This is a genomic window from Idiomarina piscisalsi, assembly GCF_002211765.1.
GTDB lineage: Bacteria > Pseudomonadota > Gammaproteobacteria > Enterobacterales > Alteromonadaceae > Idiomarina > Idiomarina piscisalsi_A.
Genome location: NZ_CP022133.1, coordinates 1444310 through 1457216, shown reverse-complemented (window position 1 = coordinate 1457216; position 12907 = coordinate 1444310). Strand labels below are relative to the sequence as shown.

Here is a 12907-nt window from a genome sequence, read left to right as displayed (position 1 = left end):
TTAATGGTAACCATAGCGCTGAAAAGGAGCAACTTTAGTTGAGGTTTTCGGCGAGTTTGTACTGTCCGTGTGACTTGCCGCAAAATACCAAGTCTATCATGGGGTGTTGAATTTCCTGCTCTGACAAATCGACATCCAGGCTGCTTTCACTAACATACGTTTGTATTGAAGAATTATTCACCAGGATATGATACCAAGGCTGTTGTTTGGAAGGCTTGGTAGTTGCCATTTTCTCATACCAACTGTCAGACAGGGTAAACTCGGGGTCGGCGTCAATAATAACACCGCGATATCCGTAAATTGAATGGGTTACCAGTTGTCCTATTGAAAATTTGGCCTCAACCATGATGACGGTTCCTTGTTATCCGATAATGTTTTTTTATCGGCCAAAGCGTGCTAAAACTGAAGTGACATTTACACTTTAATAACAGTTAAGGAAACTCATGCTTGAGTCGAATGACAATCGAAACTTTATGAGAATGTCGATAAACGCCGATGCGAAAGTCAGCTTTGATAAATCTGGCGAAGAACACTCTCTTGATGCGGTGTGTTTAGATTTAAGTGCGGAAGGACTGTCGTTGGAAGTACCGGTTGAACTGGAAAAAGGCCAGCAACTATCAGTGGCTATCGTTTCTAGTGGCGGGGTACCCTCGTTAAAAGCAACCGCTGAAGTCGTTCACAGCCAAAGACTGGACAACAACAGCGGCGATTATTTGCTAGGTTGTCGAATTATCTCAATGGATTAATCGACAGTGACTACATTACTCTCATGCCAGGTTTTGCGCCTTCGTGAGGGTTAAGAATGTAGATCTCATCTTTTCCAGGGCCTGCTGCTAATACCATGCCTTCAGACATACCAAAGCGCATTTTTCTCGGCGCTAAATTAGCCACCATAACAGTGTGCTGACCAATCAGCTCTTCAGGCTTATAAGCCGACTTAATGCCCGCAAAAACCTGACGCTGCTCGCCCCCCAAGTCCAACGTTAACTTAAGTAGCTTGTCTGCACCTTCAACGTGTTCAGCGTTTGCAATGAGTGCCACACGCAGGTCAACTTTGGCAAATTCATCAAACGAAATTTCATCGGCGAGAGGCTCTTTCTTTAATTCATCGTTTGCCACTGCCGGCTGCTCTGGCGCTTGTGGTTGTTGCTGTTTTGAATCTTCAATCATGGCGTCAATGTCTTTCATGTCAATGCGCTGCATTAGCGCTTTAAATTTGTTAATTGGGTGGTCAGTCAATGCGGTTTTATGACTTTCCCAAGTGAAGGTGTCATTCAGGAAGTGTTGAACGTCTGCTGAAAGCTTTGGCAGTACCGGCGTTAGGTAAACCATCAAAACACGGAATAAGTTAATACCTAACGAGCAAATTTCATGAACTTCCTGCTCGGCACCTTCTTTCTTAATAAGCTGCCAGGGTTCTTTGTCTGCAATGTACTGGTTGGCGCGATCAGCCAGCGCCATTATGTCGCGCATCGCTCTTGAAAACTCACGCTTTTCATAAAGCTCAGCAATATCTGAGCCTGCTGTTTGAAAGTCTTCCAGTAGTGCTGAGTCAGCGACACTAGAGGACAGTTTGCCGTCAAACTTCTTCTGAATAAAACCAGCGCAGCGGCTGGCTATATTTATGACTTTACCGACTAAGTCCGAGTTCACGCGTTGCGCGAAATCCGTCAGGTTCAGGTCTAAATCATCAATACGGCTCGTTAATTTGGCGGCAAAATAATAGCGCAAATACTCAGGATCTAAGTGATCGAGGTAGGTTCTTGCTTTTATAAAGGTACCTTTCGATTTCGACATTTTAGTGCCGTTAACGGTAATAAAACCGTGCGCCCAGACGTTAGTCGGTTGACGGAAGTCGGCACCTTTCAGCATGGCTGGCCAGAACAAGCTATGGAAATAGATAATGTCTTTGCCAATAAAGTGATACAGCTCTGCCTCGCTGTTGGCTTGCCAGTAGGTGTCCCAGTCAGCCTTGCCGGTTGTATCACAGTAGTTTTTAAAGCTACTCATGTAGCCAATTGGCGCATCCAGCCAAACGTAGAAATATTTGTTTTCGGTACCCGGAATTTTAAAACCGAAATAGGGGGCGTCACGGGAAATATCCCAACGCTGCAAGCCTTGCTCAAACCATTCGTTAAGTTTATTGGCCATTTCATTTTGCAGCGAGCCAGAGCGTGTCCAGCTTTTCAGCATGTCGCCAAACGCGGGTAAATCGAAGAAGTAATGTTCTGATTTACGCAGTTCGGGTTCTGCGCCAGAGACAACAGACTTCGGATTCTTTAAGTCTGTGGGGGCGTAAGTTGCGCCGCAAACGTCACAGTTATCGCCGTATTGGTCTTCCGCACCACAGTCAGGGCAGTCCCCTTTAACAAAACGGTCGGGCAGAAACATTTCTTTTTGCGGGTCATACAACTGCTCGATAACTTCGGTTTTTATATGTCCTGCCTTATCGAGACGGTTATAAATCGTTTCGGCCAGCTCTTTGTTTTCGTCACTGTGGGTGCTGTAGTAGTGGTCAAAGCCCACCAAAAAGTCGCTGAAGTCCGCTTCGTGTGAGCGCTGCATATCGCCTATCATTTGTTCCGGCGTAATACCCATTTGCTGAGCTTTCAGCATAATGGGGGTGCCGTGCGCGTCATCGGCGCACATGAAGTGACATTCATGGCCTCTTAGTTTCTGGAAACGTACCCAGATATCGGCCTGAATGTAGCCCAACATGTGGCCTATATGAATAGGTCCGTTAGCGTATGGTAATGCATTGGTCACTAGAATTTTTCGTGCGGATTGGCTCATGCGAAATTATGCTTCCGTATTCGTTAATTAATTTAAGTCAAACCCAAAGTTACTGTGACTCATGTTACCATAGCCTATGCTCGATACACAGCTACAACAGGACGTCCAATGGCAACTTTTTTCGACAGAATATTTCCGAACGGCATACCGAATGAGTGGGTAACTGGCTCTGGTAATACTCGAGTGCTGAATGTGCCTTTTGCAGCTGGTGAGCCGCTGTTAACGTCATTAAACGAGCAAGGCGAGCTGGCCGGGTTTGAGTGGGAAATAAACAGCCAAGTTGAAAAGCTTAAAAATTCGCAGCCCGATTTGCCGTTAACTACTGGTAATGTCATTGTGGTGTCGTCGGGCAAAGGCGGTGTTGGTAAGTCGTCTGTTAGCGTTAATTTGGCGCTCGCACTCAGTCAGCTGGGAGCCAAAGTGGGCTTGTTAGATGCCGATATTTACGGACCGTCTATACCAACCATGCTGGGTAAAGCTCATAAAGAACCTGAGCTAACCGCAAATAACAAGATGGTTCCCATGGAGCGCCATGGTATTTACGTGCATTCACTGGGCTATTTGGTGGATGAAAAAGACGCCACAATTTGGCGTGGTCCAATGGCCAGTGGCGCCTTGCAGCAGCTCTACAAAGACACTGCATGGCCCAATCTCGATTATCTGATTGTCGATATGCCGCCGGGCACTGGCGATATTCAGCTAACTATGGCTCAAAAACTGCCGGTAACCGGTGCGGTTGTGGTGACAACGCCCCAGTCGGTGGCGTTACGAGACGCTGAAAAAGGCATTGCCATGTTTAATAAACTGAACATTCCGATGATAGGCGTGCTGGAAAACATGAGTTATTATCAGTGTCCGAGTTGTGGGCATGAAGATCCCGTGTTTGGTGAGGGTGGCGGTGTTGCTATTGCCGAAGAAAATAAGCTGCCGGTGCTGGGGCAATGGCCGCTGTCGACAGAGCTACGCGACAGTCTGGACGGTAATGAACCATTACTGTTAAAACAGCCAGAGCACAAGTTAAGTCAATTAATTCTGGAGTCGGCACAATATGTTGCTGCCGAGCTCTATTATCAGCGGAAAAATTCGCTATAGTACGCGCTAGACAAAAGATAAAGACAACAGTCACAGGTGAATAAGAATGCGCTTAACCGATACCGAAATCGAACAACATTTAGCGGAAGGAAAAATAGGGGTAACACCGGCGCCTAAGGTGACGGATATTTCAGGTGTTACCCTGGATATCCATCTAGGTAATGAATTTCGGGTTCTGCAGGATCACGCCGCGCCATTTATTGACATCAGCGGCTCTCGGGAAGCGATTGAGGCGGCCATCCATGAGGTCATGAGTGATGAAATTAAACTCAAAGATGGTCAGGCGTTTTTCATCCATCCCGGCGAGTTTGCGTTAGCGGTCACGCATGAGTCTATTCAGCTTCCTGCTGACATGGTCGGTTGGCTTGATGGTCGTTCCTCATTGGCGCGCTTAGGATTAATGGTGCACGTTACGGCTCACCGCATTGATCCGGGTTGGTCAGGGCAGATTGTTCTTGAATTTTACAACAGCGGGAAACTGCCGTTGGCGTTGCGTCCTGGAATGAAAATTGGCGCCATCAGCTTCGAGCCGTTAGGGCAGGAATGTGCGCGCCCATATAATAAAAGGGATGACGCTAAATACAAAGATCAGCACGGCGCGGTTGCGTCACGCATTTCTGCCGACGGCGGTTAAGCGCTTTCCACCAGAAGCTGGTGTGCCGCCTGCTCTAAGGTATTCAGCAGGCTGTTGGTATTATGACGATAATGAACGTCGGTGTCGCTTGTCAGGCCGCCAATAACAGGTACTGGTAAACCCTTTTCTTGCTTGTTACTCAAAATTAGGTCAACTACCTGCTGGCCTAATTCAAATTTCATAAATTCCAGTTTTTCTGCTAGTGATAACTCGCCCGCAGGGCCATGCTCGTCGACCAAATTATCAATAAATACGATCTTCGCTCGAGTGTTTTTCAGCGCCTCACAAATTTCCGGCACTAATAGCGGTGGCATGACGGAGGTCATAAAACTGCCCGGTCCTATAAGAATGAGCTGACTGTTTTTAATATGGCGAACAGCCTCAGGGGTGGCTTTAACCTGACCAGAAAGCTCGAGTTTGTGAGGCATGCTGGGCAGTTTGTCGATATGAATTTCACCGTGACATTGAATGCCGTCACTAGTGGTTGCGATAAGATCCGTGGGGCATTCCGACATAGGAAGAATGCGGTTGTCGACATTAAGCAGTCGGCTTAAAAGCTGAATGCCATCGAGCGGGCGCGCGCTTAACTGATCCAGTGTATAGAGCAGTAAGTTACCTAAATTATGGCCTTTTAGCGCCGAATCCGAGTCAAAACGATAGTTAAGAACTTCGGCAGCCAACGGCTGCTCAACCAGTTGTGACAGGCAGTTACGAATATCGCCCCAGGCAATACAGTGCTGAGAGGCTCTGAGAAGCCCGGTGGCACCGCCATTGTCTGTTGTTGCAACAATACCAACCAGCTTATGCTTCATAAAAGACAACGTTGAAAGTACACGACCCAGACCGTGCCCGCCGCCAATCGCGGTGATACATCTTAAAGATTGAAGTTGCATGTGGCTCCTTTTACTGCCAAGGCCGTGCTGTTATTGTCTTTTAGCGCACCTTAGCTGATTCTTTGTTGGTTATGCAAGCCTCGTCTACTGTGTAACAATAGATACATCAGGAGGATGTATGCCACTACGTTTCGATAATCAATTCGCTGATAAGTTCCCTGAGCTGAGCCATGCTCAGTCAATACAACCTGACGGCAAAGGCCGCTTACGTTGGGTAAATGACACTTTGTGGAAGGCGTTGAGTGGTGGTGACAGTGTGCCGGGAGCCTTAGTGGATTGGGTTTCAGGTAACAAAGACTGGCCAGGTACTAAACCCGTCGCGCAGAAATACGCAGGACATCAGTTTGGTCACTTTAACCCTTATTTAGGTGATGGGCGAGGGCTCCTTGTCGGGCAGGTACAGGCGCCGGATGCTCTCTATGACTTACATGTTAAAGGTGCTGGGCCAACGCCTTATAGCCGCGGAGGCGATGGCCGAGCGGTTTTGCGCTCATCCATTCGTGAACTGCTTGCCAGTGAAGCCTTTTATGCGCTTGGTATTCCAACGACGCGAGCGCTGGCGTTAGTCTCGACTGAAGGTCAAATTCAACGAGAGACCGTCGAGCCCGGCGCTATGCTGGTTCGGGTTGCTCGCACGCACATTCGCTTTGGCCATTTTGAACATTGCCTTTACCGAAACTTAGAAGACAGTGCCAAGCGCTTGTGGCAACACAGTATTGAGTCGATATGGCCTGGCGCAGCAGACAAATCGGTATCTGAACAATTCCGCCATGTGGTCAAAGCTACCGCTGAGATGATAGCAAAGTGGCAGGCTTACGGTTTTGTGCATGGCGTGATGAATACGGACAACATGAGTCTGGCCGGAGAAACGTTTGACTATGGTCCCTATGCCTTCTTCGACGACTATAAGCCTGGCCATATTTTTAATCATACTGATCACGCGGGGCGCTATGGTTTTATGCAACAGCCTGGTGTGGGCTTATGGAACTTGAAACGACTTGCTCATGCGTTAGGGGGATTTGCAGACGACCAGTCTGTTAATAATGTACTGGAAGGTTATGAACCCGTGCTAAGAGAAACCTTTTTAAACGTTATGAAGCAACGACTCGGACTCACCGATGTCTCTAACAATGACACTTGTTGGTCGTTAATCAGTGGCTGGCTAATGCTCTTGGAAACTTATCAGCTTGACTATAACCTAAGCTACCGGGCTTTGGGCGCCGTATTGGAAGGTAATTGGCAGTCACTGAGCGGCAATTTAGGAGAAATCGCCCAGCGAATAAAGGAAAACGGGCAGAGCTGGCTGAATGATTACACAGAAGCCGTTGCGAATAAGCCCGATACGAACACAATGAAGCAAGTAAATCCACTGGTGATTTTACGTACTCATCATGCTCAATACGTTATTGAGCAGGCTGAACAAGGAAGTGATGAGGCTCTTAACGAGTATATTAACGCACTGATGACTCCATTTGAGGAAAAACATAAAAACACTCGCTGGGTTGTCCCTCCGGAGTCGGGGCAACCTCCTGCTGAGCTGTCGTGTTCAAGTTAATGAACATTGCGGTTAGCGCTGTGATAGGACAAAATCAATAAATAACGTCTAGCTCATTTAAAAAGGGAATACATCATGGGACGTATCAGCACGGGTTTAATGGCTATACTGGCCTTGGTGTCGGTATCGGCATGGTCTCAGCAGTGGTCAGTACCAGCACCTCAGCAGTTTGACAGAGCCGTGGCTTGCCTGGAAGGCGTTCAATCACCTCTGTTGGTTGAACTGGCCGATACTCAGGCTCAGCAGGCTCGTGGGCTAATGCAACGAGAATATTTAGGAAAATATGAGGGGATGCTTTTTCGATACGATCATAAACGACCAGGCTACGGTGGTTTTTGGATGTACCAAACCTTAATTCCTCTCGACATTGCGTATTTAGACAAACAAGGAAAAATCGTCAAAACTTTTACGATGAGACCTTGTGGTAGCAACGATCCAAACCAATGCAGAAGTTACTCGCCGGGTAAACCGTATTGGAGTGTATTAGAAGTGAATGCTGGTTTTTTCGAAGAGCACAATGTGCGCTTGGGCGACCGTATTTACTTAGCTGATGAAAACGGTTCGTGTAACAACAAGAAATAATAAACAAATAAAAGGAGATGCAATGAAATACGCACTAGCAGGTCTGATTGGCCTTACCGTATTAACCGGCTGTGGGCCGGCAAATGAAGAAGCTAAGCCGACTGAAAAGGCGACTGCTGATATTAAAGATTCCGCATTTAACCCTAATTATAAAAATTATCTAAAAACCTTGGCGTCAGATGAGTTCGAAGGTCGTGCGCCGGCATCAGAAGGCGGTGAGAAAGCGGTAAGCTTTATTGAAAACCATTTCCGCGAGTGGGGTTTAAAGCCATACGACGAAGAGAATAACTCGTATCGCCAGCCACTGCCGCTGGTTAAATTAATGCCTTATAAAGTCAGCTCGCTGAGTTTCTCGGGTGAGGCAGCTCCGGAGCCTATGCAATATCGCACAGAGATGATGGCGTGGACGCCTCGTGTTGTTGAAGAAGTGAGCTTAGATAACAGCGATGTTGTTTTTGTGGGTTACGGTATTGTCGCACCGGAATATGACTGGAATGACTACGAGGGGCTGGACGTAGAAGGCAAAACCGTGGTGATGTTTGTCAATGATCCGGGCTATGCAACAGGCGACCCGGAACTTTTTAATGGGAACGCGATGACTTACTACGGCCGCTGGACATACAAGTATGAAGAAGCGGCGCGCCAGGGGGCAAAAGCTGCTTTTGTCATTCACGAAACAGGTCCTGCTGGTTACGGTTGGGGCGTTGTAGCGGGTGGTTCACCTGTAAAATTTGACTTAAAGCGCGACAATAAAAATATGGATCGCGCCGCTGTTGAAGGCTGGATTACTGAAGAAAGCGCCAATGCCTTGTTTGCATCTGTTGGCAAAAATGTTGAGCAAATGAAAGAGCAGGCCATTAGCGGTAAGTTTAAGCCTCAGCCGCTGGGTATCCAGGCGTCCATGACCATCAATAACAAGTATGAATACTTAAATACTAACAACGTTATTGGTTACATTGAAGGCACTAAGTACCCCGAAGAGCACGTTATTTATATGGCGCATCATGACCATTTAGGTATGGATCCGGTGCGCGAAGATGATCCTATTTATAATGGTGCGCAAGACAACGCATCAGGTACGGCTGCATTGATGGCTATGGCAGAAGAGTTCTCGAAAGAACCTCGTCCTGAGCGCTCAATTGTTTTTGCCGCAGTGGGTGCCGAAGAGAGTGGTCTATTAGGCTCGGCCTGGTATGCCAACAACCCGTTGCTACCATTGGGCAAAGCTGTCGGCGGTATTAACATGGATGTGATGAATGTTTACGGTCCAATGAAAGACATGGTGGTTGTGGGTTACGGTAACTCAAATATGGATGATTACTTGAAACCTTACGTAGAGACCCAAGATAGATATATATCACCAGAGCCGACACCGGAAAAAGGCTTTTTCTATCGCTCTGATCATTTCAACCTGGCGAAGAAAGGTGTGCCAATGCTGTATGCAAAAGGCGGGAATGATCACTTCACGAAAGGACGTGAGTGGGGCGAAGAGCAGCGTGCTATTTTTAATCGCGATGCTTACCATAAGCCTGCTGACGAGTTTGATGAAAACTGGGATTTACGCGGCGTACAGCAGGATATGTCGTTATTTTATTCGGTTGGTAAAGAGTTAGCGAATTCACGTGAGTGGCCGAAGTGGGCACCGGGTAATGAATTTGAAGCTGCTCGTAAAGCGACTGAAGATATGCGCAAGTAAAACCGTAGATGACTTGGCTGGAACAGATATTCTGTCTTGTTGTCTTAACTGATGGAGAGTTGTAGGAGTCGTTATGACAGATAAACGAGATAAGCTTTATATACGTTTTAGCCAAGGCGGACAAAACAGCCGAACCGGAGGTTCACCGACCTCAGGAAACTGGCTTACCCGAATTCTTGGGTTATTACTGCTGATTGTTATTGTTGGCTTAGGGTTAGCTTTCGGTTTAGTGATTGCCGGAATTTTAGTGTTGTTAATGATTCCTGTGCTTTGGCGTCAGCGTCATACCATCAAGCAAGTGTGGCGTATGCGTAAACAAGCGAAACAACATTATCAAAGTCAACAACGCCAATATGAACAGCAGGAAAGTTATCGTCAGCAGAAAAATCATCAAAGTGATTATTCAGATGGTTCGGTTATTGACGGTGAATATGAAGTAAAAGATGACGACGAAACAAAACGTTAGTGCAATTTGTTTCGCATAAAAGAAAACCGGAGCTGCTAGCGCTCCGGTTTTTTTATGGCAGTTTATTGTTGGTTGCCGGACCTTGACTATTCTTCCGCTTCTTTCGGTGGGAAGATTTTTCTCACCACGTAGAAGAATAGCGGTACAAAGAAGATTGCCAGTACCGTTCCGCCTATCATACCGCCAATCACCCCGGTACCAATAGCGTTACGACTGGCAGCACCGGCACCATCACTTAACGCTAATGGCATAACGCCGAAGATAAATGCCAGTGAGGTCATTAGAATAGGGCGTAGACGCAATCTAACCGCTTCCATTGTGGCGTCGAGCAGTTCTTTGCCCTGAGCCTGTAAGTCTTTGGCAAACTCAACAATGAGTATGGCGTTACGTGCCGATACCCCGACAGTCGTTAACAGACCGACCTGGAAGTACACGTCGTTGGAAATGCCTCGTAGCATCACGGCGATTACCGCCCCCAAAATACCCAAAGGCACAACCAGCATGACGGAGAATGGAATTGACCAACTTTCGTACAGTGCTGCCAGGAATAGGAAGACAACGACAATAGAGACGGTGTAGAGTATCGGCGCAAAGTTACCCGATTGACGCTCTTGCAATGAGATACCCGTCCATTCAAAGCCAATACCTGGTGGCAATTGAGCAATAAGGTTTTCAATTTCGGTCATGGCTTCGCCGGTACTGATACCAGGCGCTGCCTGACCTTGTATTTCAAGTGCTGCGACACCGTTATAACTTTCGACACGTTGTGGACCATACGTCCATTCCCAGCTTGCGAAAGAGCTAAACGGCACCATATCGCCCTGGTTGTTGCGCACGTACCATTCGTTGATATCCTCAGGTAGCATGCGATCGTCAGCTTCCCCTTGTATGTAAACTTTTTTCACTCGACCACGGTCGATAAAGTCGTTGACATAGGCAGAGCCCCAGGCCGTACTTAAAGTGTCGTTAATACCGGCAATCGTTAAGCCCAGCGCTTGTGCTTTTTCAAAGTCGATATCAATGCGCAGCTGTGGCGCATCAGGCAGACCGTTAGGACGAACCTGTACTAATTTATCGCTTTGAGAGGCCATGCCCAGTAGCTGGTTACGCGCTTCAATAAGACCTGCGTGACCTATATTGCCACGATCTTGCAGGAACAGGTTGAAACCACTGGCTACACCAAGTTCCGGAATTGGTGGAAGGTTAAAAGCGAAGATCATGGCTTCTTTAATACCGGCGAAGAACCCAAAAGCCCGACCAATCACAGCTTCGACGCTCTGGCTCTCGTCACGTTCGCTCCAATCTTTCAAGCGAACAAACGCGATACCGTTGGCCTGACTACGGCCAGAAAAGCTAAAGCCAACCACTGAGAATACCGACTGGACGGCGTCTTCCTGATTGAGATAATAGTTCTCAATTTTGTCCATGGTGTCTACTGATTGCTGCAGCGTTGATCCAACAGGAAGCTGCATTTGCGTTAAGAAAACACCACGGTCTTCATCCGGTAGGAATGCGGCCGGCAGGCGCGTGAATAAGAAAATCAATACGCCAATAATACCTAAATAAATAAGCCCGAAACGCATCGTCCGGCGTAATATATAACCGACAGAGTTGGTGTACTTAACCGTCCACTTTTCCAGGGCACGGTTAAACCAGCCCAGTGGTCCCCAGCCTTCATTTTTGTCGTGTTTGACCGGCTTTAACAGGGTTGCACACAATGCTGGTGAGAAAATAATTGCGACAAGTACAGACAGACCCATAGAAGTAATAATTGTCAGTGAGAACTGTCGGTAAACGGCACCAGTTGAGCCGGGGAAGAACGCCATAGGCGCGAATACGGCTGCCATGACGACACCAATGGCTATCAATGCGCCGGTAATTTGTCCCATCGACTTAATGGTTGCCTGTTTAGGTGACAAGCCTTCTTCTGACATCAATCGCTCGACGTTCTCGACGACAACGATGGCATCATCCACCAGAAGACCTATCGATAACACCATGCCGAACATGGTTAGCGTGTTGATAGAAAAACCAGCCAGTGCCATAACGCCCATGGTACCAAGAATAACGACAGGTATAGCCAGCGTCGGGATAAGCGTTGCCCGCAGGTTTTGTAAGAAAACGAACATTAATAGGAATACGAGAATAATCGCTTCTATTAATACCTGAGCCACTTCCGAAATGGAGATTTTGATAAACGGCGTGGTGTCATAGGCCGTTACCATTTTCATGCCATCGGGGAAGAACGCTTGCAGCTCTTCTATACGAGCGTTAACCGCTTCAGCGGTTTCCAGTGCATTGGCGCCAGTTTGCAGATTAATTGCTAAACCGGTTGCTGGCTTACCGTTATAGTTCGCTTCAATTGAGTAGTTTTCAGCGCCTTTCTCAACGCGTGCTACGTCCTTCAAGCGCACTTGAGAACCGTCTGGCATGACTTTCAGAGTAATATTCTCAAATTCCGACGCTTCTGATAAGCGTGTTTGCGCAATAATCGTAGCGTTCAGCTGTTGACCGTCAACAGCCGGAGTCCCGCCAAGTTCACCCGCTGCCACCTGCGCGTTCTGTGCGCGAATTGACGACTTCAAGTCGTCCATGGTCATGCCATAGTTAACTAACGCTGAAGGGTCAACCCAAATGCGCATAGCGTAAGGCGCACCAAACAGTTGCACATTACCAACGCCGGTTGTACGGGCAATAGGATCCTGGATGTTTGAGGCGATATAGTCACTTAAATCGGTTTGATTATAACGATCATCAGTCGCAACCAAGGCTAAAACCATAAGGAAGGAGCTACTGGACTTACTGACGGTTATACCTTGCGCCTGAACTTCCTGAGGAAGCTGAGGCGTGGCCTGGGAGAGCTTATTCTGAACCTGAACCTGAGCAATGTCAGGGTCAGTGCCAGAGGCAAAGGTCAAGCTGATAGTCGCGTTACCAAAGTTACTTTGCGACGAGAAATAGAGCAGGTTATCGATACCTGTCATATTCTGCTCAATCACTTTAGTAACCGTATCGGAAACGGTTTCAGCGTTTGCGCCGGGGTAGTTAACTTGTATTTCTACGGCCGGAGGCGCAATAGTAGGGTACTGAGCTACCGGTAACTGAATGGTCGCGATAGCACCTGCCATCATGACTAATAGCGCGATAACCCAGGCAAATATGGGGCGATTAATAAAAAACTTAGCCATTGATGAAT

At 47.5% G+C, this 12907-nt stretch carries 11 protein-coding genes; 7 read left to right on the top strand and 4 right to left on the bottom strand.

Annotated features, from left to right (window positions below):
* Positions 1 to 34 precede the first annotated feature (34 nt).
* A complete protein-coding gene (gene hspQ, locus CEW91_RS07025) occupies positions 35 to 346 on the bottom strand; it encodes a heat shock protein HspQ (protein ID WP_088768302.1) in 312 nt (103 codons plus the stop codon).
* A gap of 97 nt (positions 347 to 443) precedes the next feature.
* Here hspQ and CEW91_RS07020 point away from each other — a divergent pair, with 97 nt between their 5' ends.
* On the top strand, positions 444 to 746 hold the full coding sequence (locus tag CEW91_RS07020) for a PilZ domain-containing protein (protein WP_088768301.1): 303 nt from the start codon (positions 444 to 446) through the stop codon (positions 744 to 746).
* A 10-nt stretch (positions 747 to 756) separates the two neighbouring features.
* Here the strand turns inward: CEW91_RS07020 and metG are convergent, their stop codons facing one another.
* The gene (metG, locus tag CEW91_RS07015; protein WP_088768300.1) at positions 757 to 2793 is read right to left on the bottom strand and encodes a methionine--tRNA ligase; all 2037 of its coding nucleotides are present in this window, start codon (positions 2791 to 2793) and stop codon (positions 757 to 759) included.
* 108 nt (positions 2794 to 2901) lie between these two features.
* Between metG and apbC the strand changes: the two genes are divergently transcribed.
* Both apbC and dcd read left to right on the top strand, forming a co-directional pair.
* Entirely contained in the window at positions 2902 to 3885 is a 984-nt protein-coding gene (gene apbC, locus CEW91_RS07010; RefSeq protein WP_088768299.1) for an iron-sulfur cluster carrier protein ApbC, read from the top strand.
* A gap of 46 nt (positions 3886 to 3931) precedes the next feature.
* Positions 3932 to 4519 carry a dCTP deaminase gene (gene dcd / locus CEW91_RS07005; RefSeq protein WP_088768298.1) on the top strand — a complete coding sequence of 196 codons (588 nt, stop codon included), beginning with the start codon at positions 3932 to 3934 and terminating at the stop codon, positions 4517 to 4519.
* Here dcd and CEW91_RS07000 read toward each other — a convergent pair.
* Positions 4516 to 5412, bottom strand: coding sequence for a gluconeogenesis factor YvcK family protein (locus CEW91_RS07000; protein WP_088768297.1), 897 nt, complete (start codon positions 5410 to 5412; stop codon positions 4516 to 4518). The two genes, dcd and CEW91_RS07000, sit on opposite strands and share 4 nt — an antisense overlap.
* A gap of 118 nt (positions 5413 to 5530) precedes the next feature.
* Here CEW91_RS07000 and CEW91_RS06995 point away from each other — a divergent pair, with 118 nt between their 5' ends.
* The 4 genes from CEW91_RS06995 (at position 5531) to CEW91_RS06980 (ending at position 9711) form a co-directional block, all read left to right on the top strand.
* Entirely contained in the window at positions 5531 to 6967 is a 1437-nt protein-coding gene (locus CEW91_RS06995; RefSeq protein ID WP_088768296.1) for a protein adenylyltransferase SelO, read from the top strand.
* Between the two features lie 75 nt (positions 6968 to 7042).
* Positions 7043 to 7549, top strand: a complete 507-nt coding sequence (locus CEW91_RS06990) for a DUF192 domain-containing protein (protein ID WP_198400861.1) — start codon at positions 7043 to 7045, stop codon at positions 7547 to 7549.
* A gap of 22 nt (positions 7550 to 7571) precedes the next feature.
* Positions 7572 to 9245 carry a M28 family metallopeptidase gene (locus CEW91_RS06985; protein WP_088768295.1) on the top strand — a complete coding sequence of 558 codons (1674 nt, stop codon included), beginning with the start codon at positions 7572 to 7574 and terminating at the stop codon, positions 9243 to 9245.
* Positions 9246 to 9318: 73 nt separating this feature from the next.
* Positions 9319 to 9711 (top strand): hypothetical protein, encoded by a 393-nt coding sequence (locus CEW91_RS06980; RefSeq protein WP_088768294.1) that lies wholly within the window; start codon positions 9319 to 9321, stop codon positions 9709 to 9711.
* A gap of 86 nt (positions 9712 to 9797) precedes the next feature.
* Here CEW91_RS06980 and CEW91_RS06975 read toward each other — a convergent pair whose 3' ends face one another.
* A complete protein-coding gene (locus CEW91_RS06975) occupies positions 9798 to 12899 on the bottom strand; it encodes an efflux RND transporter permease subunit (RefSeq protein WP_088768293.1) in 3102 nt (1033 codons plus the stop codon).
* Positions 12900 to 12907: the final 8 nt, after the last annotated feature.